The sequence below is a fragment of the Nesterenkonia sp. DZ6 genome, assembly GCF_022565835.1.
In the GTDB taxonomy this organism is placed as follows: Bacteria; Actinomycetota; Actinomycetes; order Actinomycetales; family Micrococcaceae; genus Nesterenkonia.
The window spans coordinates 48,395-74,571 of sequence record NZ_JAJOYW010000002.1 but is presented as its reverse complement, the minus strand read 5'-3'; the positions used below and the strand labels follow the sequence as shown (position 1 = coordinate 74,571).

The window sequence follows — 26,177 nt, the reverse complement described above, 5'->3', positions numbered from 1 at the left end:
GGCACTCGCGCATGCGGGTGGCCTCGTAGGATGGCCCCTATGACTCAGGACGATGACTTTCTGACCGGACGGATCGCACGGATCCCCGTTCCGGACCACGACGCCGACTGGGAGCGCCTCACCACCCAGGCCAGGATCGCGATGACCCGGGCCTACGTGCCCTACTCGGACTATCCGGTCGGCGCCGCCGCGCTGCTCGAGGATGGATCGATCATCTCCGGGTGCAACGTGGAGAACGCCTCCTATGGGCTCACCCTCTGCGCGGAGTGCACCATGATCGGGGCGCTGCAGATGGCCGGCGGAGGCAAGATCGTCGCGTTCACCTGCGTGAATCGGCAGGGCGAGTACATCACCCCCTGCGGCCGCTGCCGGCAGCTGCTGCTGGAGTTCTCCGCCCCCACCATGCACGTGCGCACCGCCCGGGGCGCCACCACCCTGGCCGCCCTGCTGCCGGAAGCCTTCGGCCCCCGCGATCTTGAGATCAACGACTTGGAGAAGCGATGACCGCTGCCGGTGCGACCTATGACCGCTCGGCCCACGACGCCGTCGAGCTGATCCGGATCAAGCGAGACCACGGACGACTCTCCCAGGAGCAGATCCGATGGCTGATCGCCGCCTACACCGACGGGTTCGTCGGCGACGAGCAGATGGCTGCACTGGCGATGGCGATCCTGCTCAACGGGATGACCCGGGAGGAGATCGGTCACTGGACCGCGGCGATGATCGCCTCGGGCGAGCGGATGGACTTCTCCTCCCTGCGCACGCCCGAGGGCGGGCGCCGGCTCACCGCAGACAAGCACTCCACCGGGGGAGTCGGAGACAAGATCACCCTCCCACTGGCACCGCTCGTCGCGAGCTTCGGCGTGCCCGTCCCGCAGCTCTCCGGCCGTGGACTCGGCCATACCGGCGGCACCCTGGACAAGCTTGAAGCCGTTGAAGGCTGGCAGGCGGATCTGAGCAATGACGCCCTGCTGCGCCAGCTCGATGAGGTCAACGCCGTGATCTGCGCGGCCGGCCCCGGGCTGGCCCCGGCGGACAAGAAGCTCTACGCGCTGCGTGACGTCACCGGCACGGTGGAGGCGATCCCGCTGATCGCCTCCTCGATCATGTCCAAGAAGATCGCCGAGGGCACCGACGCGCTGGTCCTGGATGTGAAGGCAGGTTCCGGCGCCTTCATGAAGTCCCGGGCCGACGCCGCGGAGCTGGCCCGCACCATGGTCGCCCTGGGCACCGACGCCGGTGTGAAGACCTCGGCGCTGCTCACCGATATGGACACCCCGCTGGGACTCACCGCGGGCAACGCCATCGAGGTCCAGGAGTCGGTTGAGGTCCTCGCCGGAGGTGGGCCGGCCGACGTCGTCGAGCTCACCGTGGCGCTGGCGGCTGAGATGCTCACCGCCGTGGGCATCAGCGGAGTCGACCCGGCCGAGAACCTGCGCAACGGACGCGCGATGGACTCCTGGCGTCGCATGATCGCCGCGCAGCGCGGGAACCCGGATGCGGCCCTGCCGCAGGCGGTGCACAGCCATACGATCAGCGCCGGGGTCTCCGGCACCGTGACCCGGATGGACGCCATGGCTGTGGGGCTCGCCGCCTGGCGGCTCGGCGCCGGGCGGGCGCGGAAGCAGGACTCCGTGCAGGCCGGAGCCGGGGTGCGCATGCACGCCAAACCGGGTGACTTCATCACCGCAGGTCAGCCCCTGTTCACCCTGCTCACCGATGATGAGCACCGGATCACCCGGGCGCAGCAGTCGTTGGAGCGCGCCGTGGACGTCGACGTCGAGGGCGGCCCGCATGAGACTCCTGATCTGGTCTTTGACCGCATCAGCGCGGCAGACCTGACCGACTGAGGCCACGCGGATGAGTCCCGGGCAGATCCTTGACGCCATCAACCAGACCATCCTGGAGGCGGCCTCCGGATGGTGGACCTTGGTGGGCCTCTTCGTGCTCTGCATGGTCGATGGGTTCTTCCCGATCGTGCCCTCGGACTCGCTGGTGGTCGGCCTGGGGTCGCTCTCGGGAGAGCCGGGCACTCCGTTCCTGCTCTGGGTGGTCCTGGTCGCCGCCTCCGGGGCGCTGCTCGGGGACTTCATCGCCTACCGGATCGGCCGGGCGATCGGCCCGATGCGCTTCGGCTGGATGCGCCGACCCGCGCCTCAGCGCACGCTGATCTGGGCTCGTCATGAGCTGGACAAGCGCGGGGTGCTGCTGATCTTCGTGGGACGGTTCATCCCCGGAGCTCGAGTGGCGATCAACTTCGTCGCCGGCACCACCGGGTTCTCCATCCGCCGGTTCCTGGTGATCGACGCGTTCGCCTCGCTCGTCTGGGCCTCGTACTCGGTGGGGATCGGCGCGATCAGCGCGAACATCTTCGACTCGGTCCTGGTGGCGATGACCGTCTCGATCACCGGGGCGGTGCTGCTGGGCTGGATCTTCGACCGGCTCTTCAGGCTCTTCGCCTCGTGGCTGGACCGCAGGGGCGTGCACATCGACCCGAAGGGGTATCTGGACACCGCGGCGCTGCCCGTGGAGCCCCCGCTGCGGCTGCACCGCGACCGCGGAGATCATGACGCAGACCAGGACGGAGATCACGAACACCCCACGCGCTGAGGTGCGCGGGCTCGACGACCTCGGGCGACTTCCTTCCCGGTCCTGGATAGACTCGCTCCTATGACTTCTACTGCTGCTGATGTCCGCACCGCCGCCGCAAAGCTCGAAGAGCAGCTGCGCAATCTGCCCAAGGTCTCCCTGCACGATCACCTGGACGGCTCGCTCCGCCCAGAGACCCTGATCGAGCTTGCCGCGGAGATCGGCCACGAACTTCCCAGCCAGGACTCCGAGGAGCTCGCCGAGCGCTTCCGGCAGAACGCGAACTCCGGATCCCTGGAGAAGTACCTGGAGGCCTTCGCGCACACCACCGCCGTGATGCAGACCCCGCAGAACCTGCGCCGGGTCGCCAAGGAATACGTCGAGGACCTCGCCGCCGACGGGATCATCTACTCCGAGGTTCGCTGGGCGCCTGAGCAGCATCAGGAGCAGGGCCTGAGCCTGGACGAGGCCGTCGAGGCCGTCCAGGAAGGACTGAACCAGGGCATGGAGACCGTCGCGGAGCAGGACGGCGTCATCGTCGTCGGCCAGCTGGTCTCCGCCATGCGGCAGTCCGACCGTGCCGATGAGATCGTCGAGGTCGCGCTGCGCCACCGGGACAAGGGCGTCGTCGGCTTCGACATCGCCGGACCCGAGGCCGGCTTCCCGCCGAGCCGCTTCGCCGATGCCTTCACCCGGCTCGCCACCGAGATGTTCCCCACCACGGTCCACGCCGGTGAGGGCGACGGCATCGAATCCGTCCGCGACGCGCTGGTCTCCGGCCGCGCCCAGCGCCTGGGCCACGGCGTCCGCGTCGCCGAGGACATCAGCGTCATCGAGGGCGATGTGGACTCCGAGGCCGGGGAAGAGGTCTTCCAGGTGGAGCTCGGCCCCGTGGCCCGCTGGGTCCGCGACCGCCAGATCCACCTCGAGGTCAGCCCCACCTCGAACGTGCAGACCGGCGCGATCGCCGGATTCGCCCAGGGCCAGCCGCCGGAACTCAGCGACCACCCCTTCGACATGCTCTACCAGCTGGGCTTCAACGTCGGCGTCAACACCGACAACCGACTGGTCTCCGGGGTGACCCTCTCCGGAGAGCTCGCGCTGATCGCCAGCACCTTCGACTACGGCCTCGGTGAGCTCGCCGACTTCCAGGTCAACGCGCTGGAGTCCTCGTTCCTCGGTCATGAGGAGCGCGAGGCCCTGGCAGGGATGATCCTCGAAGCCTGGCAGTGAAGATGAGCCGCGGCCAACAGGTCAGCGCTGGTCCGTCCCACTCCGGTCTGACCAGGGTTGATCCCGCGGGCAATGACCAGATCGCGATGCTGCGCTGGGTCATCGCGCGGCTGCGCGAGCACTGCCCCTGGACCTCTCAGCTGACTCACGGCGATCTCACCGAATACCTCGTCGAAGAGGCCTACGAGGTGCTCGAAGAGATCGAGGCCGGCAGCCTTGACGAGGGGCTGCGCAAGGAGATGGGGGATCTGCTCTTCCAGGTCGCCCTGCACGCCCAGCTGGCCCAGGAGCGCGGCAGCTTCGACCTCGACGGGGTGGCCCAGGCCATCACCGCGAAGCTGGTGCGCCGCAGCCCGCATGTCTTCACCGCAGAGGGCCGCCTGGCCGTGGATGCAAACGCGACCATCGAGCAGGTGGAGGCCGCCTGGACCCGGATCAAGGCCGAGGAGAAGGCCGCTGACAACGCAGCGGCTGAGATCGGAACGGCTGAGCTCGGAACGGCTGGAAACGGAACGGCCGTGAACGCAGCCGACGACGGCGGCGGCACACACCTGGCCGGCGTCGTCGGCTCGCTTCCGGCTCACCTGCCAGCGCTCGCGAAGGCCGCCAAGGTCATCGACCGGCTCGGCCGGGAGCGCGGTGAACATCTCCCCAACACTGAATCGGCCACGTTGGCGGCGGCTGACGAGGAGGAGCTCGGTGAACTACTCTTTGCTGTGGTGCGCACCGCACGCGGGAACGGGCAGGACCCGGAGCGGGCGCTGCGCCGCCACCTGAACCGCATGACCTGAGCCTGATCAGCAGGAGCGCTGAACAGCTCGTCGATGCACCGGCGCAAGGGCGCGCTCGGCACACCCGAAAAGTTTCCCACCGAATGAACAACAAGGAGCCGAGAAGAATATGTCTCTCATCGTCAGTGTGTACGGCCGCGAAATCCTCGACTCGCGAGGCAACCCGACCGTGGAGGTCGATGTCCTCCTCGAGGACGGCAGCTTCGGCCAGGCCGCAGTCCCCTCCGGCGCCTCCACCGGCGCCTTCGAAGCCGCGGAACGTCGCGACGGTGACAAGGACCGGTACCTCGGCAAGGGCGTCACCGGCGCCGTGGGCGCAGTCAACGACGTCATCGCCGCCGCCCTGGAAGGACAGGACGCCACCGAGCAGCGCATCATCGACCAGATCCTGCTCGACCTCGACGGCACCGAGAACAAGAACTCGCTGGGCGCCAACGCGATCCTCGGTGTCTCCCTGGCCGTGGCCAAGGCCGCCGCCGACGCCTCGGACCTGCCGCTGTACAAGTACCTCGGCGGCCCCAACGCGCACCTGCTGCCCGTGCCGATGATGAACATCCTCAACGGCGGCTCCCACGCGGACTCCAACGTCGACATCCAGGAGTTCATGATCGCCCCCATCGGTGCGGCCACCTTCTCCGAGGCGCTGCGCGCCGGCGTGGAGGTCTACCACTCGCTGAAGGCCCTGCTCAAGGAGAAGGGCCTGGCCACCGGGCTGGGCGACGAGGGCGGCTTCGCGCCGGACCTCCCCTCCAACCGGGCGGCACTGGATCTGATCACCGAGGCCATCAAGCGCGCCAACTACACCCCGGGCAAGGACATCGCCCTGGCCCTGGACGTGGCAGCCAGCGAGTTCTACGCCGACGGGGTCTACACCTTCGAGGGCGAGTCCAAGACTCCCGAGCAGATGAGCGCCTACTACGGCGAGCTCGTCGATGCGTACCCGCTGATCTCCATCGAGGACCCGCTGGACGAGGATGACTGGGCCGGCTGGAAGAACCTGACCGAGCAGATCGGGGACAAGGTTCAGCTGGTCGGCGACGACCTCTTCGTCACCAACCCGGACCGCCTGGCCAAGGGCATCGCCGCCGACACGGCGAACTCGCTGCTGGTCAAGGTCAACCAGATCGGATCGCTCACCGAGACCCTCGACGCGGTCGCGCTGGCCCAGCGCAGCCGCTACACCACGATGATCTCCCACCGCTCCGGCGAGACCGAGGACACCACCATCGCGGACATCGCGGTGGCCACCAACTCGGGCCAGATCAAGACCGGCGCACCGGCTCGGTCCGAGCGCGTGGCCAAGTACAACCAGCTGCTCCGCATCGAAGAAGAGCTCGGCGACGCCGCGCGCTACGCCGGAGCCTCTGTGTTCCCGCGCTTCACCGCGTAGTCTCGGCAGCTCCCCGGCGTACATGAACGCCGGCGGGACGGGGTGTCAGGCTCACCGGTCCTGGTCGCGACCAGAGGCCGAGCTGCCTGGCGCCCCCTCCTGTTCCGGCGGTGAAGCTTCTGCTCACGCTCGGCCTCGTCGCGTGTCAGATCCGAGCCGCGGGGCTCGCGGCAGATATCCTCAGAGGCCACCCCTACTTCCCCTCTTCCCCCTCAAGGCGGTGACATCTCGTGCCGAGCAGACGTGCTTCTTCAGCGGAGGTCAAAGCGCGCGCGGCCCAGGCTCGTCGGCTGGCCGAGCGCGAGCAGGTCTCCGGCGAGATCCGGACTCCCGCCGACATCACCGCCCGGCGCAAGACGCGCAGCTCCAGCCCTTCCGGATCGGCGAAGACCCCGGTCAGTGCCGCCACGACGGTCCCCGAACGGACCTTCCCCGGCCGGATGATCCTGCTGAGCATCGTGGTCCTGGTCGTCATCTCCTTCCTGGTCCCCACCGTGAACAGCTTCTTCCAGCAGCGCTCGGAGATCAACGAGCTTCAGTCTCAGATCGCCGCTGAGCAGGAGGAGCAGGCGCAGCTGCAGTCGGAGCTGGTGCGCTGGGACGATCCAGACTTCGTCCGCCAGCAGGCCCGCGAACGGATCAACCTGGTCATGCCGGGGGAGCGCCGCTACCAGGTCATGGGTGATCCCGAGGGGAACACCGAGGAGATCCAGCCGCTGGACTCCAGCGAGGTCCGCCACGACCTCCCCTGGGCCGAGGCGCTCTGGGACTCCCTGGTCCGCTCCGCCGCCGAAGACTGATCCGACAGCACACGGGGCCGGCTGGCCGCAGCAGTGGAGTAAACTCGGCTCCCGTGAACTCGACTACCCCGCACCCCAGCGATCTGGACACCCTGAGCCTGCAGCTGAGCAGGCCAGTGCGCGACGTCGTCGAGATCCCAGCCCGCTGCGCCTGCGGAAACCCCCTGGTGGCAGCCACGGCGCCACGGCTGAGCAACGGGATTCCCTTCCCGACCACCTTCTACCTCACCCACCCCGCCGCGACCGCAGCCGTCTCTCGGCTGGAGGCCGCAGGTCTCATGGCCGAGATGAGCCGACGGCTCACCACCGACGCCGAGCTCGCCGCGGCCCATCGGAGAGCCCACGAGAACTACCTCGCCGAGCGCGAACGGATCCGCGGCGTCGCCGGGCTTGACCCGGTCTGGGAGATCGAGGGCGTCAGTGCCGGGGGGATGCCCGATCGGGTCAAGTGCCTGCACGTGCTCGTCGGGCACTCGCTTGCGGTCGGACCAGGCATCAACCCGCTCGGCGATGAGACGCTGGAACGCATCGCCGACGAGTTCACCCCGCAGACCTGCATCTGCGCCGCATCCTGGGACCACGACGCCGCGGTTCCGCAGCGTGATCTCAGTCGTCACGTGCGCCGCAAGAACCAGGGGTTCGCCCGGCAGGAGAACGCGGACGCCGAGGGCCCCGTCTCGCAGGACCCCGAAGAGACCGCATAGAGTGCTGGCAAGGACCCCCGCGGGACGGCCAGCCCGTCGCCCGCTCACGAACACCGGCGAGGAGAAGGACACCCCCATGAGAGTTGCTGCCATCGACTGCGGAACCAACTCCATCCGGCTGCTGATCGCCGATGTCGAAGACAGCGGCCGGGTCAACGATGTGGTGCGACAGATGACCGTCGTCCGCCTGGGCGAGGGCGTGGACGAGACCGGCGAGTTCTCGGCCGGAGCGTTGGATCGGACTTTCGCCGCGGTGGACCGCTACGGCGCACTCATCCGCAGGCACCACGTCGAGGCCGTGCGCTTCGTCGCCACCTCGGCGTCCCGGGACGTGGCCAACCGCGATGTGTTCATCGCCGGGGTCAAACACCGGCTCGGTGTGGAGCCCGAGGTCATCCGTGGCAGCGAGGAGGCAGGACTGTCCTTCGCCGGCGCCGCCTCAGTCCTGGACTGGGACGCCGAGCGCAAGATCCTGGTCGTGGATCTCGGCGGCGGATCCACCGAATTCGTGCTCGGCACCTCCGCCGGGGTCGAGCACGCCATCTCCACCGACATGGGATGTGTGCGCTTCACCGAGCGGCATATGCGCAGCGACCCGCCCACCGACACCGAGACCTCGATGACCAGCTTCGAGACGCTGTCCTTCCTGGAGAACGTCTCCGAGGTGATGCCGCTGCACGAGGCAGAGGTGGTCATCGGGGTGGCCGGCACCGTCACCACGGTGGCCGCGCACGCGCTGAAGCTCGAGGACTACGAACCTGACCTGATCCACGGCGCGGAGATCGACCTCGACACCCTGCACCAGTCGGTGGATCAGCTGGTCCACTCCACCCGGGACGCCCGCGCCCAGATGCCGATCATGCACCCCGGCAGGGTGGACGTGATCGGCGCCGGCGCGCTGATCTGGGGCACGATCCTGGACTACCTGAACAAGGTCACCCACGGGCGGATCATCTCGGCGGTCGCCTCCGAGCACGACATCCTCGACGGCATCGCGATGTCCCTGGCACACTCCCAGTCGCGCGAGCATTCACAGCTGGGAGCGGAGCCCCAGAGATGACAGCAGGCTCACGCGCCCTCGGAGCAGGGCTCGCCGCCGGACTGGGTCTGAGCGGCGCGATCCTCGCCGCGCCGGCAGCCCACGCCGATGAGTGGCGCGACCAGCAGTACTGGCTCGAGGACTACGGCATCACCGAGGCCTGGGAGACCACCCGCGGGGAGGGCAAGACCATCGCCGTCATCGACACCGGCGTGGACTCCAGCCACCCCACCCTCTCCGGCGCGGTCGTCGGCGGGACCGACGTGTCCGGCGCCGGTGACGGCGGCGCCCCGGTGGATCAGGTCGCGACCGAGCACGGCACGCTGGTGGCGTCCCTGGCCGTCGGCCGGGGCACCTCCGCGGAGGCTTCAGCGGTCGCCGGACTGGTGGACGAGGACATCCAAGAGCTCGACGACGACGAATGGGAAGACTGGTGGGAGGACTTTGAGGCCTCGCTCGAGGACATCTACGGCGAGGACTGGCAGGACGACGTCGACGCCGACGCTCTCGCGGAGTTCGAGCAGACCCGCACTGCGCCTCGGGAGCTGACCCAGGATGACGATCCCGACGACGGCGTGGTCGGAGTCGCCCCCGAAGCGTCCCTCCTCTCGGTCTCGCTGCTGCTCCAAGACCCCAACCCCTACGGCGGCGGCACCGAGGAACAGATCGCCGAGGCCGTGATCTGGGCGGTGGACAACGGCGCCGACATCATCAACATGTCCCTGGGCTCGGGCTTCCAGGAATGGCCCGAAGCCTGGGACGAGGCCTTCCTCCACGCCGAGAACAACGACGTGCTCGTCGTGGCCGCCTCCGGCAACCGCGCCTCCGGACACCTCTCGGTGGGCGCGCCCGCCACCATCCCGGGAGTGCTCGCCGTGGCCGGGGTCGACCAGGCCCGCAGCATCAGCGCAGACTCTTCCTCCCAGGGCATCGCCATCGGCATCGCCGCCGCCTCCGAACCCCTGGTCGGCGCCATGCCCGGTGGGGGCTACATCCAGTGGAACGGCACTTCGGGAGCTTCCCCGATCGTCGCCGGAGCCGCCGCACTCGTCTGGGCCGCCCACCCGGAGCTCAGCGCCCAAGAGGTCAAGCACCGGATGCTCTCCACCGCGGATTCAGAAGGAGCCGACGGTGTGGACTCTGAGTACGGACACGGAGTGCTCGACGTGGCCGAGGCGGTCGCCGGCGACGCCCCCGCGTTCGACGCCTCGCAGTCTTCGACGCTGGCCGAATGGGTGCGAGTCCATCGGCGGGGCGAGGTCGAAGAGACCGACACGAACGAGATCCCCGAGGACGCCGGGGTCGTGGCCGGCCCCGAAGGTGAGCCCCGGGCCATGCCCGAGGCGGCCCAGCTGGGCACCGCGCAGGACTGGGCCGGGCCCGCAGCAGTCGGCGCCGCCGCGCTGCTCGTGGTGGCCGTGCTCAGCATGGCCGCGATCCACCTGCATCGCGCCCGTCGCCGCGATCAGAGCTGAGCGATCCACTCGGCTCCTCCGGCCCGAGCAGACCTCACCACCCACCATCGAGCACCGTATAGGATGATGCATATGGCTATTCCACAGACGCTTTCCGCGAAACCCCGTATCCTCATCGTCGGCGGCGGCTACGTCGGTCTCACCACCGCACAGCTGCTCCAGAAGAAGGTGAAGGCCGCCGGCGGGATCGTGACCGTCGTCGACCCCATGCCGTACATGACCTACCAGCCCTTCCTCCCCGAGGTCGTCGGCGGCCACATCGAGGCCCGCCACGCGGTGGTCTCGCACCGCCGCCACCTCAAGGACTCCGAGATCATCACGGGCAAGGTCAGCGCCGTGGATCACGACGGCCGCACCGCCACCGTGGAGCTCTCCCAGGGCGAGACCGTCGAGCTGCCCTACCAGGACATCATCATGGCCGCCGGCGCGACCACGAAGACCTTCCCGATCGAGGGCCTCGCCGAGCACGGCATCGGTCTGAAGACCATCGAAGAGGCGCTGACGCTGCGCAACCACATCCTCGAGCGCATCGAGTCCGCCTCGGTGATGACTGACGAAGTGGCCAAGTCCCGCGCCCTGACCTTCACCGTGGTCGGCGGCGGCTTCGCCGGCATCGAGACCGTCGCGGAGATGGAAGACATCATCCGGGCCGCAGTGGCCGTGAACCCGCGCATCGGTCAGACCGATGTGCGCATCGTGATGGTCGAGGCCATGGGCCGGGTCATGCCCGAGGTCACCGAGGACCAGGCCGTCGGCGTCGTCGAGCACCTGCGCGGGCGCGGCATCGAGGTCCTGCTGAACACCTCGCTCGGCTCCGTCGTGGACGGTGAGATGCGACTGATCAATATGAAGGACAAGTCCGAGGCCGACCGCTTCGACTCCGACACCCTGGTCTGGACCGCCGGCGTCGCCGCCAACGTCGTGGCCAAGAAGTCCGGCTTCCCGGTGGACCCGCGTGGCCGCGTCACCGGCACCGCCACCCTGCAGATCGCCGACGAAGACGGCAGGGTGCTCCAGAACGCCTGGACCGCCGGTGACATCTCCGCGATCCCCGACCTCAGCGGCGGCGGGCTGCCCGACGGCACCTGCGTGCCCAACGCGCAGCACGCCTCCCGCCAGGCCAAGGTGCTCGCGAAGAACGTGCTGGCGGCCAGCTTCGGCCAGGGCCAGCTCAGCGAGTACAAGCACGACTCCCTCGGGGCCGTCGCCGGACTGGGCATGTTCCAGGGCGTCGGCAACCCGCTGAAGATCAAGATCAACGGGTTCCCCGCCTGGATGGCCCACCGCGGCTACCACGCGCTGGCGATCCCCACCGTGGAGCGCAAGGTCCGCGTGATCGGTGGATGGGTCTCCGAGCTCGTGCTGGGCCGCGACTACACTCCGGTGCGCGATCTCGAGAGCCCGTACCGGCAGTTTCAGGAAGCTGCCGGCGGAGTCAAGCCCAAGGAGCCGGCCAAGGGCTGACCTCGGAACATTCGTGAGGCAGAACTAGAGAGCGGGCTGTCAGTGACAGTCCGCTTTCTGCCCCCATAGCCCAATCGGCAGAGGCAACCGACTTAAAATCGGTCCAGTGTGGGTTCGAGTCCCACTGGGGGCACCGATGATCCCGGCGCGCGCCAGCGCAGGTGGCCGGCCCAGGCGCCCGCTGCCCGGCTGCAGAGGGGTCCGTGAAACCGGTGATGTCGATCCCGGGAGAAGTCCTCGTGCAGCTCACCCGCACCCAGTCCAGGCTGAGGCGGGGCGGATCAGGGCCCGACGGTGGGAACCGTGCTGGGCGGATCCCGGCTCAGCGCACCCCGCGCGCCGCCAGAGCCTCGGCGGTCTCCTCCGCGTGGCGCAGACTCATCACCAGCAGCGGAAGCACCGTGGCGCGCGGAGCGGGCCGCATTCCGCGCGCCCGCTGGGCCTCACGGATGTCTGCATAGAAGGACAGGATCACCGGCACCGAGCGGATGGTCAAGGACAGAGCCAGCGAGATCCGTTCGGCGCTGAGCCCCAGGCGCAGCAGCAGCGGATCCAACGGTCGCAGGACCCGCTCGAAGCTGGAGAGGATGTCCGAGGTCGCCGTGGTCAGGGTGAACAGTGCGGCCAGCAGCACGACGGCGAGCACCCGCGCCACGTTGAAGCCCGCCTCGGCGGGGGTCAGGAAGATCAGCTGGGGGATGGTCAGCACCACCACCAGCCATTTCAGCCGCCAGAGCTGGGCGACCAGGCCGCGAAGCCCGATCCCGGAGAACAGGAAGCCTAGGAGTGTCACGGCCCAGATGCCCAGCAGCACCCCGAGGTTCTCGCGAAAGATCGAGGCCGCGAGGGCGGCCAGGAAGATCCCGAGGAACTTCGCACCCACCGGCATCCGGTGCAGGTACGAGGTGCCCGGGCGGTAGAGCGGGATCACCACAGCGGCGTCATCACGTGCGGTGTCCTCACGTGCGGTGTCACGTGGGCCGGCATCAGGTGCGTCGGCGCGAGCGGGCGTGGCTGAACGGGGCCGGGTAGGCGCGTGCCAGCGAGTGGGTCAGCGCCACCGCGATGGCCGCCTTGAGGAGATCGCCGGGAAGGAAGGCCAGGTTGATCAGCGCCGCCTGCTCCATGGTGAGTCCCATCTGGAACGCCATGACCGGCATCCCGCAGGCATAGACGACCAGGATCCCACCGAGCACCGTGCCGGTGATGGTGCGCCAGAGTCGCAGCGGCCAGGAGGCCTGGGTGATGAGTCCCACCACGAAGGCTCCAGGGATCCAGCCCAGCGCGAAACCGGCGCTGGGCCCGGCGAAGGCGCCCAGACCCCCTGAGCCGTGGGCGAGCAGCGGCAGTCCTGCTGCGACGAGCAGATGGAGCAGCACGATGGCCCCGGCGCCGCGCCACGGTCCCAGCACTGCGCCGGCGAGCATGACTCCGAGGGTCTGCAGCGTGATCGGCACGCCCCCGGCCAGGGGGATGGCCGGAAGCTGGCCCAGGACTGCGACAAGTGCTGCGAACATCGCCATCTGGGCGATGCTGCGCACCGCGGTGCTGGGAGCGGCGGGTGCGGTGGCGCCTGGCGTCACCGAGGCGGGCGGGGCTGGAGATTTATTGAACACCGTTCAAATATAGCGCCTGGGGCCGCTCGCCGTCCGCCGGTGGCAGATTTCCAGGTAATCTCCAGCTGCGGCGGGGCGAGGACGCTAGAATATCCAGGGACTCGTCCCTCATGAGATCGGCCGGACGGCCGTGACCTGCGGGGACAGACGATGAGACATCCACCCGAGCACCGATAGGAGTGCGGTCACACATGTCCAACCCGATCTTCAACACCGGTGCCTTCCCTGACCAGTTCAGCGAGAAGAAGCGCGAGCGGCGCCGGTTCTACATGAATGACCAGGGCGGCGTGACCGAGCAGTCGCGCCAGCAGAGCCCCGCGCAGGGCCAGCCCTTCGCCGCCCAGTACGGCATGCCCGGCCAGCAGGCCTCGGCCGCCGGGGCGGATCAGCTGAACCGCCAGTACAACCTGCCCGATGCCGCCGGCTCCCAGGGCGCGGCGATGACCTATGACGATGTCATCCGCAAGACCGTCACCAGCTTCGCCGTCGTGCTGCTCGGCGCGGCCGGCGCCGTCGCCCTCGGCATGGTCATGCCGGGTGCGATCATGGGGCTGGCACTGGTCGCGGCGCTGGCCGGCTTCGGCCTCGGCCTGGTCAACGCCTTCAAGAAGGAGCCGAACCCGGCCCTGATCCTGGCCTACTCCGCCACCCAGGGCTTCTTCCTCGGTGCCTTCACCATGGTCATGGAGATGATGTTCCCCGGCATCGCCGTGCAGGCAGTGCTGGCCACCCTGGCGGTCTTCGGCACCGTCTTGGCGCTGTTCAAGTCCGGCAAGGTCCGCGCGACTCCGAAGCTGAACAAGATGTTCTTCGTCGCGATCATCGCCTACGCCGTGTTCTCGCTGATGAACTTCGGTCTGGTCATGTTCACCGATATGGGCATGTTCGGCCTGCGCTCAGGCTGGATGGGCATCGCCATCGGCGCCTTCGCCATCCTCCTGGCCACCTACTCCCTGGTCATGGACTTCACCAATATCCAGGAAGGCGTGGAGGCCGGCGTGTCACAGAAGTACGGCTGGGCCGCCGCCTTCGGCCTCACCGTCTCCCTGGTGTGGCTCTACATCGAGATCCTGCGCGTGATCGCGATCATACGTTCGATGGCGGATTGATCACGCTCCGAACTGAGAGCTCAGCGCCGGTGAGCACGCCGGTCAGCTGAGACCGTGCAGACCACGACGGGTCCGCCCGATGCTCGCGAGCATCAGGCGGGCCCGTCGTCGATTCACCCCCTTGTTGCCATGGCAGGATGTAGCAATGAACACTGTCGAGAAGCTCGAGCTGATGGAAGAGGACGTCCCTCCCCGGATGGCCGAGGAACAGCGGATCCAGGAAGACGTCCCATGGGGCATCCGGATCGCCGCCGCCTGGTCCTGGCGCGTCATCATCATCCTGCTCTTCGCGGGCGTGATGATCTGGCTGCTCAGCCACATCTCGCTGCTGCTGATCCCGCTGCTTGTGGCCGCCCTGCTGGCCACCCTGCTGCGCCCGCTGCAGAACGTCTTCGTCAAGTGGAAGTTCCCGCGCGTGGTTGCGGCGATCACCACGCTGCTGGTGCTCATCGGCTTCGTGGCGGGACTGCTCTACCTGGTCGGCCAGCAGCTGGTCACCGGCTTCGCCGAGATGGCCACGCAGGTCCAGGAAGGCCTCTTCGAGCTGGTCACCCTCGCCGAGGACACCGCCGCCCGCTTCGGCATCGAGATCTCTGCCGACCAGATCAATCAGGGGCTCGAAGAAGGCCTCGCCTATCTGCAGGAGAACTCTGACGCGATCCTCGGCGGAGCCATGGCGCTGGGCTCCACCGCGGGCAACCTCGTCGTCGGACTGATCCTCGCACTGTTCACCCTGATCTTCTTCCTGGCCGATGGCCGCAAGATCTGGGACTTCCTGGTGTTCTTCGCCCCCGGCAAGCACCGCCCCGCCATCCACGGCGCAGGCCGTCGCGGCTGGACCGCGCTGGGCTCCTACATGCGCGTCCAGGTCTTCGTGGCCGGAGTCGACGCGGTGGGCATCGGCGTCGGCGCGGCCCTGCTGGGAGTGCCGCTCGCGCTGCCGGTGGCCGTGCTGGTCTTCCTGGGCTCCTTCATCCCGATCGTCGGTGCCGTGGTCACCGGCGCCGTTGCCGTCATCCTTGCCCTGGTGGCCAATGGGCTGGGCAACGCGCTGCTGATGGTCGGCGTGGTCCTGCTGGTCCAGCAGATCGAATCCAACATCCTGCAGCCCATCGTGATGGGCAAGGCGGTGCGGCTGCACCCGCTGGCCGTGATCCTCGCCGTGACCGCCGGCACCACCCTGCTGGGCATCGTCGGCGCACTCTTCGCCGTGCCGGTCCTGGCCTTCATCACCCGGGCCGCGCGGTACCTGGTGAAGGAGGAATGGCGCTCAGACCCCGAGGCCAAGGCCATGGAGAAGCTGGAGAAGGAAGAAGCCGTCAAGCGAGCTGCTCAGAAGGAGGTGCAGGAGGCCGAGGAACAGGCCTCGCTGGCGAACATCACCCGCCGGTTCAAGCAGACGATCCCCGGCCTGGACCCCGAGAGGCGCGGATTCGGACGCCGCGTCGACGCCGCGGAAGGGCAGCCGACCCGCACCGAGACGCACACCGCGGCCGGCACCCGTCCACACCCCGATGCCGACTCCGAGGACGCTGGCCACGGCACTGCCGCTCAGACCCGGACCGACACCCATCCAGATGATGAGGGCAAGCGAGAATGACACAGATCCAGCACGGCGCAGAGGCAGTCGCGCGCCCAGGCGCGCACCTGAGCGTCCAGCTCGAAGACATCCAGGCCGCCCAGGAGCTGCTCGCCGACATCATCGTGCGCACTCCCATGGAGCACTCGCGCGCACTGGGGCGCATGGTGGACGCCACCGTGCACCTGAAGGCCGAGAACCTGCAGCGCGCCGGCTCGTTCAAGGTGCGCGGCGCCTACGTGCGCATGGCGCGACTCTCCGAGGAGGAGAAGTCCCGCGGCGTCGTCGCGGCGTCGGCCGGCAACCACGCCCAAGGCGTGGCGCTGGCTGCCAAGAAGCTGGGCATCACCGCGAAGATCTACATGCCGCACGGGGTGGCCCTGCCCAAGCTCGCGGCCACCCGGGACCACGGGGCCGAGGTCATCCTGCACGGCTCCAATGTCGATGAGGCCCTCGCCGAGGCGCAGCGGAATTCGGACGAGACCGGCTCGGTCTTCATCCACCCCTTCAACAACACCGACGTCGTCGCCGGTCAGGGAACCATCGGCCTGGAGATCCTGGAGCAGGAGCCCGCGGTCGACACCGTCATCATGGGCATCGGCGGCGGCGGGCTGCTGGCCGGCTCCGCCGTGGCGATCAAGCAGCAGGCCGCCCGGCTGGGCCGCGAGGTCAAGATCATCGGCGTCCAGGCCGAGAACGCGGCTGCGTATCCACCGTCGCTCGCCGCCGACGCGCTGGTCCCGATCAAGGGGGTGCGCACCATCGCCGACGGCATCGCCGTGGGCCGGCCGGGGGAGATCCCGTTCGAGATCATCAAGGAGCTCGTCGACGAGGTCGTCACGGTCAGCGAGGACGCGATCGCCCGCGCGCTGATCTTCCTGCTGGAGCGTTCCAAGATGGTCGTGGAGCCGGCAGGCGCGGTGCCCGTCGCGGCTCTGATGGAGGGCAAGCTCGCCGACCTGGGGATCAGGCCCAAGAACGTCGTCGCCGTGCTCTCCGGGGGCAACATCGACCCGATGCTGATGCTGCGCGTGATCCAGCACGGCCTCTCCGCCGCGAACCGGTTCCTCACCGTGAAGCTGATGCTCAAGGATCTTCCGGGTGAGCTAGCCACGATCTCCCAGATCATCGCCGACGCCGACGCGAACGTCACCGGGGTGGACCACAGCCGGATCGGTGGGGCGCTGTCCATGGGGGAGGTCTCCATCGTGATCAATATGGAGACCAAGGGCGCCGAGCACTCTGAGCGGGTGCTCAACCGGCTGCGCGCCCAGGGCTACGAACCGATGGTCCCGCAGCACTGAGCACGCCCCGCAGCTGGGCACTCCAGCGGCACTGGGATGCTCCCCAAGCACCGAGCACCTCCCAGACACGACGACGGCCCCCTCCCAGTGGAGGGGGCCGTCGTCGTCGTGCTGCGGGGTGTGGATCTCAGCCGCCGAAGGGCTCGGCGGAGAGGATCTCCACCGGGATGTCCTTGCCGTTGGGTGCGGCGTAGCTGAGCTTGTCTCCCGGCTTGGCGCCGTTGATCGCCTCGCCGATGGGGGAGCGCTCGGAGTAGACCTCCAGGTCGGTGTCTCCGGCGATCTCGCGGTTGCCGAAGAGGAACTTCATCGTGTTGCCGGCGATCTTGGCCTCCACGAGCATCCCGGGCACCACGGTGTCGCCGGTGGGAGCATCGCCGACATAGGCGTTCTCCAGCAGGTCCTTGAGGTAGCGGATGCGCGCCTCGGCCTTGCCCTGCTCCTCCTTCGCGGCGTGGTAGCCGCCGTTCTCCTTGAGGTCGCCCTCTTCGCGAGCAGACTCGATGCGGTCAACGATCTCCTGGCGACCGGGTCCGCTGAGGTGCTTGAGCTCGCCCTTCAGCCGATCGTAGGCCTCCTGGGTCAGCCACTGAGCGTTCTCGTCGATCTCGGGGGTGTTCGTTGACACGGTTCAGCTCTCCTTATTCATGCAAAGACCCCGCCGTTGGACGGCATGCGTTCTGGCCCTTGAGCCCGGGACATGCCTCGGCGGGGTGTTGATGCGTTCCCCACATGCTAGTGGGGGTGCTCCGGATTCTCAATCAGGACCGTGGCTATTGATCGGAACTGGCCTCAGCTTCCGCGACAGGGGCGGGAAGGAAGCCCGCTTCGCTGAAGGCTGAACGGGCGCGTTCACCGGCAAGGATGCCGAAGAACTCATTCGCCGCGCCGGAGTTCTCGGGGTCTGTGAGCACCCCGGCCCAGACCTGGGTGGTGCTCTGCTGGAACTGCGGGATCTCGAAGGTCTGCAGCGGGACGTCCTGGGCCAGTACGTCGGTGACATACGCCAGGGCGGCGTCGCTGCTGCCCTCGGTGAGGTTCTGCAGCGCGCTGTCCGGCTCTGCGGAGAAGCCTGCGCGGGCCACGTGGAACTCCTCGTCGGTCAGATCCAGGTCGAAGGTGCCGGAGAGGTCGGTGATCTGTTCGGTGCAGGGAGCATCTCCGGCGCAGGTGCTCACCCTCAGGTCAGCGGCGCGCGCGGCGAAGTCGTCGAAGTCCAGGATCTCGAAGGGATTCTCCGCCGTGGCGACCAGCACCAGTCGGTTGCTCGCCAGTGGAATCGGATCACCCTCGATGCTCCCGTCCTGGGTGAGTGCCAGCATCTGGTCCCGCGAGGCGGTCAGGACCAGGTCGGCGTCGTGGCCAGACTCGATCGCGCGCTCGAGCGCGTCGCTGCCGAGGTACTCGACCTGGGCGGAGACTCCGCTCTGCCGGTCATGAAGATCAGAGCGCAGCGCGTCGAGTGCGGGGGCCGTGGAGGGTGCCGCCAGCACGGTCACGCTGCGATTTTCACCTGCGGAGACTCCGGTGGCAGGGCCGCAGGCGCTGAGTACGAATGCCGCGACGAAGCAGAGCAGGAGCACGAGCGCGATCACGCCGCGGAGTCGGAAGAAGAGAGAATCGGGTTTCATGGACAGGCTCCCCTGAGAAAAGGGTGTGGAGCCCGTCTGCTAGAGCTCTGTGTGTGATGCGGGTGCTGCGGCGGTCAGTCGACGTCCCAGCAGGAGTCCACCACTCCGGTGACTCCGCGGGACTCCGTCCGCACATCAGTGCGGTAATACTCGCTGCGATCCCCTGGGCTCGATCCCTCGTGCGGACCGATGGTGATGACCCGGGCGCCGACAACTGCATAGCTGTTGTCCAGCACATGGATCATGCACTGAACAGTAGCATCCTGGTCTTTTGACACTTCGAAGTCCACCGAGGCTTCGGTGTCCGAGATGATCGTGTACCCGACGTCGTTATGGGTGAGCTGACCGACCGCATTGCCCACCGTGAAATAGACGATGGCTCCGAAGGCCAGCACCAGGGCGCCGATGATCATCCAGCGCTGGGATCTCGCGGACGCGCTGCGCCTCGGGGTGCCGTACCTGGACTGAAGCTCAGTGGAGGCAGCGGCGTCGGTGGTGCTGGACTCAGTCATCAGGACTATTCTAGGTGCTTATGCAGAGCTCACACCGCACCCTCTCGAAGAAGTCCCCACCGGCCGCCTCCACCGCCGCATCGGTTCAGCCGAATTCCCGGGCCGGCCGCGCGGGCGGCGCACACCATGGCGCCGGTGTCAGCACCGACGTCGGGGGCGGTGTCGGCACCGAGGTTGCGGCGGCGCTCGCCGGCGCCAAGGCGCAGAGCCTTCCGAGATCCTCAGGCCTGCGCATGCTGGCCGTGCACGCCCACCCCGATGACGAGTCCTCCAAGGGTGCCGCCATGATGGCGGCCTACGCGGCTGCCGGTGCTCAAGTCATGGTGGCCACGGCGACCGGGGGTGAGCAGGGCGATCTGCTGAACCCGGCCGCGGGGGAGATCCTGCAGACCCACCGCGACCTCCCCGGGGTGCGCCGGATGGAGATGGCCGAGGCTGCCGCGGCGCTGAACATCTCCCATGTCTGGCTGGGCTTCGCCGATTCCGGGCTGCCCGAAGGTGACCCCACGCCGCCGCTTCCCTTCGGGAGCTTCGCGACGCTGCCGCTGGAGCAGGCCACGGCCCCGCTGGTCCGCCTGGTCCGCCGATTCAAGCCCCACGTGATCCTTTCCTATGACGAGGTCGGCGGCTACCCGCACCCGGACCACATCATGAGTCACAAGATCACGGTGGAGGCCTACCGGGATGCCGGCGATCCCACCAGGTACCAGGGCCTCGGTGAGGCCTGGGAGCCGCAGAAGCTCTATTACGACCGGGCCTTCAACCCCGGCCGGTTCGAGGCGATCCACAAGGCCCTGCTGGAGGCCGGGCACAAGTCCCCCTATGAGGATCGACTGCTGCGCTTCCGTGACGGGTCGATCCCATGGATGACCGAGCACGAGGTGACCACCCAGATCCCGGTGGGCACCTTCCTGGAGCACCGCGACCGCGCCCTGCGCGCCCACCGCACCCAGGTGGAGCCCGACGGGTTCTTCTTCGCGACTCCCAACGACTTCCTGCGCGAGGTCTGGCCCTATGACGACTACGTGCTGGTCGACTCCCGGGTGAAGACCGAGCTGCCGGAATACGATCTCTTCAGCGGCCTGCGCTGAAGACTTGGTGCGGTGCCGGATTTCTACAACGCGTAGACTTGAGTCGATGGCCGCCGTCGGCGGCTGCCGAAAAAGCCCGGTCCGTCAGGACTGACGACGTTCAAAGGCAGAGACACCTGTGGTTCTAATTCCCTCGGTCAACAACCCGTGGCCAGGTGGGGGCGGCGGTGACGCTCCCGAGCTTCGCCCTGGGCTGGAAGAGGCCGACATCACCCCGGGGATCGAAGGCTTCCTCTTCACCGCGCTGGTCGTGGTGCTGCTCATCGTGGTGGTCCGGGACCTGGTCAAGCGCATGCGCCGGATGAAGTACCGGGCGCAGGTGGAGGCCGAGTACGGCGAGGACGAGGCCGAGTTCCCCGGAGAGATCACCGAAGCCGAGATCTCAGCGGCCCAGCAGCGCTCCCGCGACGCCGCCGCCGAAGCCCGCTTCGGCCCAAGCCCCACGACTCCGGCCCCGCCCGCCGAGAACGAACCCCACCCACCCTCCCGCTGAGCCGGGTCCCCTCCTGCGTCGAGCGGCGGATTCTACGTGGATCTGAGACCGGGAACCCACTGAACTACTCGCAGAATTCGCCCCTCAACGCATGGGTGGGGTGTCCTACACTGGCGCCATGGTGACAACTCTCCCTTACGGATCCTGGCCATCGAGCATCTCCGCGGAACAGCTCGCAGTAGGCGGCAACCGCCTGGGCTCCCCGCAGTGGGTGGGGGAGCAGCTCTGGTGGACCGAGGCGCTCGCCGCCGAGGGTGGCCGGCAGACCATCGTCCGGACCGACGCAGATCCACTCAGCGCCGCTCGGACCGACGACGACGCGGCCCGCCCGACCCAGCAGACGCACCCCCACACCGTGACGGTGCTTCCGGCGCCGTTCAATGCGCGGTCACGGGTCCACGAATACGGCGGCTCCTCCTGGATCGCGCTGCCCGCTGGGACCCCCGCCGCGACCGCACCGCCAGAGGGCGCCCGGCCGGATCAGGGGGCCTCCGGGGCGCCGCTGGTGCTGTTCGTGAACTTCACCGACCAGCGGGTCTACGCCTTCGTCGAGGGTGGGACTCCGCAGCCGATCAGCCCGGTGGGCCCCGAGGTCACCTCCGCAGGCGGGCCCTCGCTGCGCTGGGCCCAGCCCACGGCGGTCTCCCTCGCCGACGGCACCGTGGAGGTGTGGTGGGTCTGTGAGGAACACCTCGACGGCGACGACGCCACGGGCGCCCCGCTCGTGGAGCGCTCGATCGCCGCCCTCCCGCTGGACGGCTCAGCCGCGGAGGACCAGCGCGCGCTGCGACGAGTCACGCCTGCCTCGCGCTTCGTCGCTCACCCGCAGCTCTCACCTGACGGGACTCAGCTCGCCTGGATCTCCTGGGAGCACCCGCAGATGCCGTGGGACGGCACCGCGCTGCACGTGGGCCGCGTCGCCGGCGGGATCGTGGTCGACGATCACGTCCTCGACGGCGGCCCCGAGGTCTCGGTGCTGCAGCCGCAGTGGCGCCGTGACGGCGAACTCATCTACCTCAGCGACCGCTCCGGATGGTGGAACCCCTGGACCGTGCAGACCGTGGAGACCGGGCCCCAGACCGACGCCCAGACTCGTACCAAGGGTGGGCCCGCAGCGATCGAGACGCCGCGCCAGCTGCTGGTCGATGAGCAGGAGTATGCCGGGCCGCTGTGGCAGCTGGGCCAGCGCTGGGTCACCCTGATCGGCGCTGACCACGCATTGTGCATCCACGGGACCGCCACGGACTCGCTGGGCGTGCTCGACCTGCGTGCCGGCACCGTGGTGCCCCTGGAGCTGCCGCACACCAGCATCGCCGGGGTGAGCCTGCGCCAGGACGGTGCGCTCGCGATCCACGGTGCGTCGACCACCGAGTTCTCCGCGATCAGCGTCGGCCCGCTCGTCGTCAGCGACGGACGATGGCGGGTCGACCGTCCCGGCGTCGTCCGGTCCTCCCGTGATGACGCCCCGGACCCGGCGCTGCTGCCGGCCCCGGAGCCGATCACGGTGCAGGACGACTCCGGGCAGGAGATCCACGCGGTGCTCTACCGGCCGCGCCAGGTTGGCTTCGCCGCTCCGGCGGGGGAGCTGCCCCCGTTCATCGCACAGGTGCACGGCGGACCCACCGGCCAGGCCGCCGTCGGACTCTCGCTCGCGATCGCCTATTACACCTCGCGCGGGATCGGGGTGGTCGACATCAACTATGGCGGTTCTACCGGGTTCGGTCGGGCCTACCGCGACCGGCTCAAGGGCCGATGGGGCGTGGTGGATGTGGCGGACACCGTCGCGGTGATGGAGCACCTGGTCGCCGAGGGCATCGCCGACCCCCGAAGGCTGGGGATCGAGGGCGGCAGCGCCGGCGGATGGACCACCCTGGCGTGTCTGACCCGCACCGAGACCTTCGCCGCGGGGGTCTCGAGCTTCGGCGTCGCCGACCTGGTGGCGCTGGCCGAGGACACCCATGACTTTGAGTCCCGTTATCTGGACGGGCTCGTGGGCCCCTACCCGGAGGCCGCAGAGATCTACCGCGAGCGGGCACCGCTGAACCACGTGGACTCGCTGAGCTGCCCGGTGCTGCTGCTCCAGGGCGACGAGGACCCGATCGTTCCGCCGAACCAGGCCGAGATGTTCCGCGACGCCCTCGCCGCGAAGTCCATTCCGCACGCCTATCTGCTCTTCGCCGGAGAGCAGCACGGCTTCCGCAAGGCGGAGAACATCATCACCAGCTTCGAGGCCTCGTTGAGCTTCTACGGACAGATCTTCAGCTTCGAGCCGGAGGGGATCCCGCACCTTGAGCTGAGCCGCTGACGTGTCCCTGCCGCGTTGAGGGGCGGATTCTCCGAGCGGTTGAGCGGGTTCGAGGCATCAGATGCCCGGAATTTCCGCCCCTCAACGCGGGAGCAGGCGCTCGACGCCGGGTCGCGGGTGCGCAAGACTGGACGGATGGGACACCGCCTCGCCGAAAGCTCCTCGCTGTACCTCCGATCCCACGCGGAGAATCCCGTGGACTGGTACCCGTGGGGAGCCGAAGCCTTCGCCGAGGCGCGCCGCCGGGACGTCCCGGTCTTCGTCTCCATCGGCTATGCGGCCTGTCACTGGTGCCACGTGATGGCGCGCGAGTCCTTCGCGGACCCTGCGCTCGCCGAGACGCTGAATGAGCGCTTCGTCGCGATCAAGGTGGACCGCGAGGAGCACCCGGATGTCGATGACACCTATATGGCCGCCACCCAGGCGATGACCGGGCAGGGCGGCTGGCCGATGAGCGTCTTCACCCTCCCCGATGCGCGGGTCTTCCACGCCGGCACCTATTTCCCACCCCGACGGGTCGGACAGGTCCCGTCCTTCGCCGAAGTCCTCGACGCCGTCCATGCGGCCTGGACCGAACGCCGCGCGGAGGTCGAGACCTCGGCGGGCAAGATCGCCGAGTCCCTCGGCATTCAGCGTCGACAGCAGGCAGGACTGGCCACCATGGTCCACACCCAGGACGACGACGGCGTGCCCGGTGCGCACGCGACCATGGAGCCTGCAGAGCTCGACGGACTGGTCGCAGCCGCCCTGGCGGTGCTCAGCGAGCAGGAGGACCTGGTCCACGGCGGGTTCGGGTCCGCGCCGAAGTTCCCACCCTCCCCGCTGCTGGGCTTCCTGCTCGAGGAGTCCGCATGGGACCCCGGCTCCGTCGCCGCAGGAATGGCGCTTCGCACGCTGGAGACCCTCGGCCGCTCGGCGCTGTTCGACCAGGTCGAAGGCGGCTTCGCGCGCTACGCCACCGATCTCGCCTGGGCGCTGCCGCATTTCGAGAAGATGCTCTGCGACAACGCCCAGCTCATCGGGCACTATGCCCGGCTCAGCGTGCACCCCGCGGCCGATGCCACACAGCGTGCACGTGCCGAGCGCCAGGCCCGGCTCAGCCTGGACTGGCTCACCGAACGGATGCTGCTTCCGGACTCAGGGCTGCTCGCCTCCTCCCTCGACGCCGACACCGTGGATGCCCATGGTCGGCATGCCGAGGGCGCCGCCTACCTGTTCTCCGACGCCGAGCTGCTCGACGCCGCCGGGGCTGCCGGCCTGGGGGAGGAGCAGGGGCAGCAGCTGGTGGCCCTGAACCGCGGCGTGCCCGCCGATGAGCAGGCGATCACGCAGGGCGCCCCGCTGGACATCACCGCGCAGACTCCGCGCACCCTGCACTTCGATGAGCCGCTGACCCGGGCCCAGACGCAGCTGTGGGAACAGGTCGCACCGGAGCTGCGCCGTCGTCGTGCGCTGCGGGATCAGCCGGCGCGGGACGAGAAGGTCGTCGCGGCCTGGAATGCGCAGGCGATCTCCTCGATGGCCACGGCAGCCGCACTCTGGGACGATTCCGCACTGCTGGGGCGGGCCGAGGCCCTCGCCGAACAGCTCTGGCGCACCCATGTGACGCTCGAACCCGCCAGCGACACCAGCGACGACGCCGGCCGGGCGCGCGTCCGGCGGATCTCCTATGCCGGAGTCCCCGCCGCCGAGCTGGGCGGACTCGCCGATCACGCGCATCTCGCCGTGGCCTGCTTCCAGCTCGGCTCCGCCGGCGCGGACGCCGCATGGGTCCGCCGCGGAGCCGCCGTGCTGCGCCAGATTCTGCAGAACTTCGTGCGCCGGACGGACGGCGAGATCCAGCTGCTGGAGAACCCGGACACCACGGGCCTGCTCGCCGCCGCTCAGCAGGGGCCGCTGTTCGCCACCCCGCTGGATGGGCCTGAGCCCAGCAGCGTCGCCGCACTGGCCCAGGCGCTGCAGATGGCGGAGGCGCTGGAGCTGCTCGGGGCCGAGGATCTCAGGCCTGGCCTGATCCTGCAGCATGTGAAGCTCGCCGCGTCCAAGGCACCCACGGTGATCGGAGCATCCTTGCTGGTCGCTCGGCGCGCCGGACGGCGGTCACCGGCCCTCCGGTTCCTCGCCGGCACCGCCGAAGACCTGGCCCAGGTGCGTCGGGCGGGCGCGCTGCACGGGGTGCCGGTGGAACCGGTGGCTGTCGAGGCGGTGGGCACGGAGACCCCGCTGCGCCTGAGCGTGTGCCTGAACTCCGTAGGCACCATGATCTGCCTGCCCCCGGTGGGCTCGGTGGATCAGGCCCTGGCCGCGCTTGACGGGTGACCGCTCAGTCCAGCAGCGCCAGCATGATCGCGATGTAGTGGCAGATGAACCCGATCAGCGTGCAGGCGTGGAAGAGCTCGTGGAACCCGAACCAGTGCAGCGAGATGTTCGGCCGCTTGAGCGCGTAGAAGACCGCGCCCACGATGTAGAACACCCCGCCGACGCAGATCAGCGTGGCCGCGGCGACGTCGGCGGCGAAGAAGTCCCCGAGGAACACCAGCGCCGCCAGGCCCAGGATGATGTAGACCGGGGTGTAGAGCCAGCGCGGAGCGTCGGTCCAGAACACCCGGAAGGCCACCCCGCCCAGGGCTCCGATCCAGACCGCCACGAGCAGGATCAGGTCGCGGGGCTCCGGAAGCAGCGCGAGGGTCAGCGGGGTGTAGGTGCCGGCGATGATCAGCATGATGTTGGTATGGTCCAGGCGCTTGAGCACTCGTGCGGTGCGCGGAGACCAGGTGCCCAGGTGATAGGTGGCCGAGACTGCGAAAAGCAGCAGCCCGGTGATGACATAGACCACCGAGGCGGCGCGCAGCGTGCCTGAGGGGGCCAGAGCGATGAGCACGATGCCGGCGATCAGGGCCAGCGGCACCATGCCGGCGTGCAGCCAGCCGCGCATCCGCGGCTTCAGCGGCATCTCGGTATCGAAGAGCCGCTCCGCAGGGGCGGTGCTGCGATCAGGAAGCTCGGTCTCATGCTTGTTCGGGGCCACGGCACCAGTGTAGAGCCACATGTG

General features: G+C 68.7%; 24 protein-coding genes and 1 tRNA gene. 19 read left to right on the top strand and 6 right to left on the bottom strand.

Annotated features, from left to right (window positions below):
* The first annotated feature begins 39 nt into the window (after window positions 1-39).
* From LTH93_RS05955 to LTH93_RS05900, 12 genes are all read left to right on the top strand, one after another.
* Entirely contained in the window at window positions 40-504 is a 465-nt protein-coding gene (locus tag LTH93_RS05955; RefSeq protein WP_255727359.1) for a cytidine deaminase, read from the top strand.
* Entirely contained in the window at window positions 501-1,850 is a 1,350-nt protein-coding gene (locus LTH93_RS05950) for a thymidine phosphorylase (protein ID WP_241465173.1), read from the top strand. Before LTH93_RS05955 ends, LTH93_RS05950 begins: the two co-directional genes overlap by 4 nt.
* A gap of 10 nt (window positions 1,851-1,860) precedes the next feature.
* Entirely contained in the window at window positions 1,861-2,610 is a 750-nt protein-coding gene (locus tag LTH93_RS05945; protein WP_241465172.1) for a DedA family protein, read from the top strand.
* 60 nt (window positions 2,611-2,670) lie between these two features.
* The gene (locus tag LTH93_RS05940) at window positions 2,671-3,822 is read left to right on the top strand and encodes an adenosine deaminase (protein ID WP_241465171.1); all 1,152 of its coding nucleotides are present in this window, start codon (window positions 2,671-2,673) and stop codon (window positions 3,820-3,822) included.
* Between the two features lie 2 nt (window positions 3,823-3,824).
* Window positions 3,825-4,613 (top strand): MazG nucleotide pyrophosphohydrolase domain-containing protein, encoded by a 789-nt coding sequence (locus LTH93_RS05935; RefSeq protein WP_241465170.1) that lies wholly within the window; start codon window positions 3,825-3,827, stop codon window positions 4,611-4,613.
* 109 nt (window positions 4,614-4,722) lie between these two features.
* On the top strand, window positions 4,723-6,003 hold the full coding sequence (gene eno, locus LTH93_RS05930) for a phosphopyruvate hydratase (RefSeq protein WP_241465169.1): 1,281 nt from the start codon (window positions 4,723-4,725) through the stop codon (window positions 6,001-6,003).
* Window positions 6,004-6,233: 230 nt separating this feature from the next.
* Window positions 6,234-6,803 carry an FtsB family cell division protein gene (locus tag LTH93_RS13440; protein ID WP_241465168.1) on the top strand — a complete coding sequence of 190 codons (570 nt, stop codon included), beginning with the start codon at window positions 6,234-6,236 and terminating at the stop codon, window positions 6,801-6,803.
* Window positions 6,804-6,856: 53 nt separating this feature from the next.
* Window positions 6,857-7,507, top strand: a complete 651-nt coding sequence (locus LTH93_RS05920; RefSeq protein ID WP_241465167.1) for a DUF501 domain-containing protein — start codon at window positions 6,857-6,859, stop codon at window positions 7,505-7,507.
* Window positions 7,508-7,583: 76 nt separating this feature from the next.
* On the top strand, window positions 7,584-8,567 hold the full coding sequence (locus LTH93_RS05915; protein ID WP_241470404.1) for a Ppx/GppA phosphatase family protein: 984 nt from the start codon (window positions 7,584-7,586) through the stop codon (window positions 8,565-8,567).
* Window positions 8,564-10,021 (top strand): S8 family serine peptidase, encoded by a 1,458-nt coding sequence (locus LTH93_RS05910; protein ID WP_241470403.1) that lies wholly within the window; start codon window positions 8,564-8,566, stop codon window positions 10,019-10,021. The genes LTH93_RS05915 and LTH93_RS05910 overlap by 4 nt, the downstream gene beginning before the upstream one ends.
* A 72-nt stretch (window positions 10,022-10,093) precedes the next feature.
* A complete protein-coding gene (locus LTH93_RS05905; protein ID WP_241465164.1) occupies window positions 10,094-11,485 on the top strand; it encodes an NAD(P)/FAD-dependent oxidoreductase in 1,392 nt (463 codons plus the stop codon).
* Between the two features lie 59 nt (window positions 11,486-11,544).
* Window positions 11,545-11,618: transfer RNA gene (locus LTH93_RS05900), tRNA-Leu, on the top strand.
* Window positions 11,619-11,807: 189 nt separating this feature from the next.
* On the opposite strand, the gene LTH93_RS05895 is transcribed toward LTH93_RS05900, so the two are convergent.
* Window positions 11,808-12,419, bottom strand: a complete 612-nt coding sequence (locus tag LTH93_RS05895; protein WP_241470402.1) for a CbiQ family ECF transporter T component — start codon at window positions 12,417-12,419, stop codon at window positions 11,808-11,810.
* A gap of 52 nt (window positions 12,420-12,471) precedes the next feature.
* The gene (locus tag LTH93_RS05890; protein WP_241470401.1) at window positions 12,472-13,101 is read right to left on the bottom strand and encodes a biotin transporter BioY; all 630 of its coding nucleotides are present in this window, start codon (window positions 13,099-13,101) and stop codon (window positions 12,472-12,474) included.
* Between the two features lie 191 nt (window positions 13,102-13,292).
* Between LTH93_RS05890 and LTH93_RS05885 the strand changes: the two genes are divergently transcribed.
* The 3 genes from LTH93_RS05885 (at window position 13,293) to ilvA (ending at window position 17,093) form a co-directional block, all read left to right on the top strand.
* Window positions 13,293-14,210, top strand: a complete 918-nt coding sequence (locus LTH93_RS05885) for a Bax inhibitor-1/YccA family protein (protein ID WP_241470400.1) — start codon at window positions 13,293-13,295, stop codon at window positions 14,208-14,210.
* A gap of 145 nt (window positions 14,211-14,355) precedes the next feature.
* The gene (locus LTH93_RS05880; protein ID WP_241465160.1) at window positions 14,356-15,810 is read left to right on the top strand and encodes an AI-2E family transporter; all 1,455 of its coding nucleotides are present in this window, start codon (window positions 14,356-14,358) and stop codon (window positions 15,808-15,810) included.
* On the top strand, window positions 15,807-17,093 hold the full coding sequence (gene ilvA / locus LTH93_RS05875) for a threonine ammonia-lyase (RefSeq protein WP_241465159.1): 1,287 nt from the start codon (window positions 15,807-15,809) through the stop codon (window positions 17,091-17,093). The genes LTH93_RS05880 and ilvA overlap by 4 nt, the downstream gene beginning before the upstream one ends.
* Window positions 17,094-17,220: 127 nt before the next feature.
* Here the strand turns inward: ilvA and greA are convergent, their stop codons facing one another.
* The 3 genes from greA to LTH93_RS05860 form a co-directional block, all read right to left on the bottom strand.
* A complete protein-coding gene (gene greA / locus LTH93_RS05870; protein WP_241465158.1) occupies window positions 17,221-17,721 on the bottom strand; it encodes a transcription elongation factor GreA in 501 nt (166 codons plus the stop codon).
* A 145-nt stretch (window positions 17,722-17,866) separates the two neighbouring features.
* Window positions 17,867-18,724 carry a molybdate ABC transporter substrate-binding protein gene (locus tag LTH93_RS05865; RefSeq protein ID WP_241470399.1) on the bottom strand — a complete coding sequence of 286 codons (858 nt, stop codon included), beginning with the start codon at window positions 18,722-18,724 and terminating at the stop codon, window positions 17,867-17,869.
* Window positions 18,725-18,798: 74 nt separating this feature from the next.
* On the bottom strand, window positions 18,799-19,236 hold the full coding sequence (locus LTH93_RS05860; protein ID WP_241465156.1) for a DUF4307 domain-containing protein: 438 nt from the start codon (window positions 19,234-19,236) through the stop codon (window positions 18,799-18,801).
* Between the two features lie 233 nt (window positions 19,237-19,469).
* Here LTH93_RS05860 and mca point away from each other — a divergent pair, with 233 nt between their 5' ends.
* From mca to LTH93_RS05840, 4 genes are all read left to right on the top strand, one after another.
* Complete coding sequence (gene mca, locus LTH93_RS05855; RefSeq protein ID WP_241465557.1) at window positions 19,470-20,327, top strand: mycothiol conjugate amidase Mca; 858 nt, start codon at window positions 19,470-19,472, stop codon at window positions 20,325-20,327.
* A gap of 118 nt (window positions 20,328-20,445) precedes the next feature.
* Window positions 20,446-20,820 (top strand): hypothetical protein, encoded by a 375-nt coding sequence (locus tag LTH93_RS05850; protein WP_241465155.1) that lies wholly within the window; start codon window positions 20,446-20,448, stop codon window positions 20,818-20,820.
* 118 nt (window positions 20,821-20,938) lie between these two features.
* Window positions 20,939-23,125, top strand: coding sequence for a prolyl oligopeptidase family serine peptidase (locus LTH93_RS05845; protein ID WP_241470398.1), 2,187 nt, complete (start codon window positions 20,939-20,941; stop codon window positions 23,123-23,125).
* A gap of 135 nt (window positions 23,126-23,260) precedes the next feature.
* The gene (locus tag LTH93_RS05840; RefSeq protein ID WP_241470397.1) at window positions 23,261-25,444 is read left to right on the top strand and encodes a thioredoxin domain-containing protein; all 2,184 of its coding nucleotides are present in this window, start codon (window positions 23,261-23,263) and stop codon (window positions 25,442-25,444) included.
* A gap of 4 nt (window positions 25,445-25,448) precedes the next feature.
* Here the strand turns inward: LTH93_RS05840 and trhA are convergent, their stop codons facing one another.
* Complete coding sequence (gene trhA, locus LTH93_RS05835; protein ID WP_241470661.1) at window positions 25,449-26,078, bottom strand: PAQR family membrane homeostasis protein TrhA; 630 nt, start codon at window positions 26,076-26,078, stop codon at window positions 25,449-25,451.
* Window positions 26,079-26,177 lie beyond the last annotated feature (99 nt).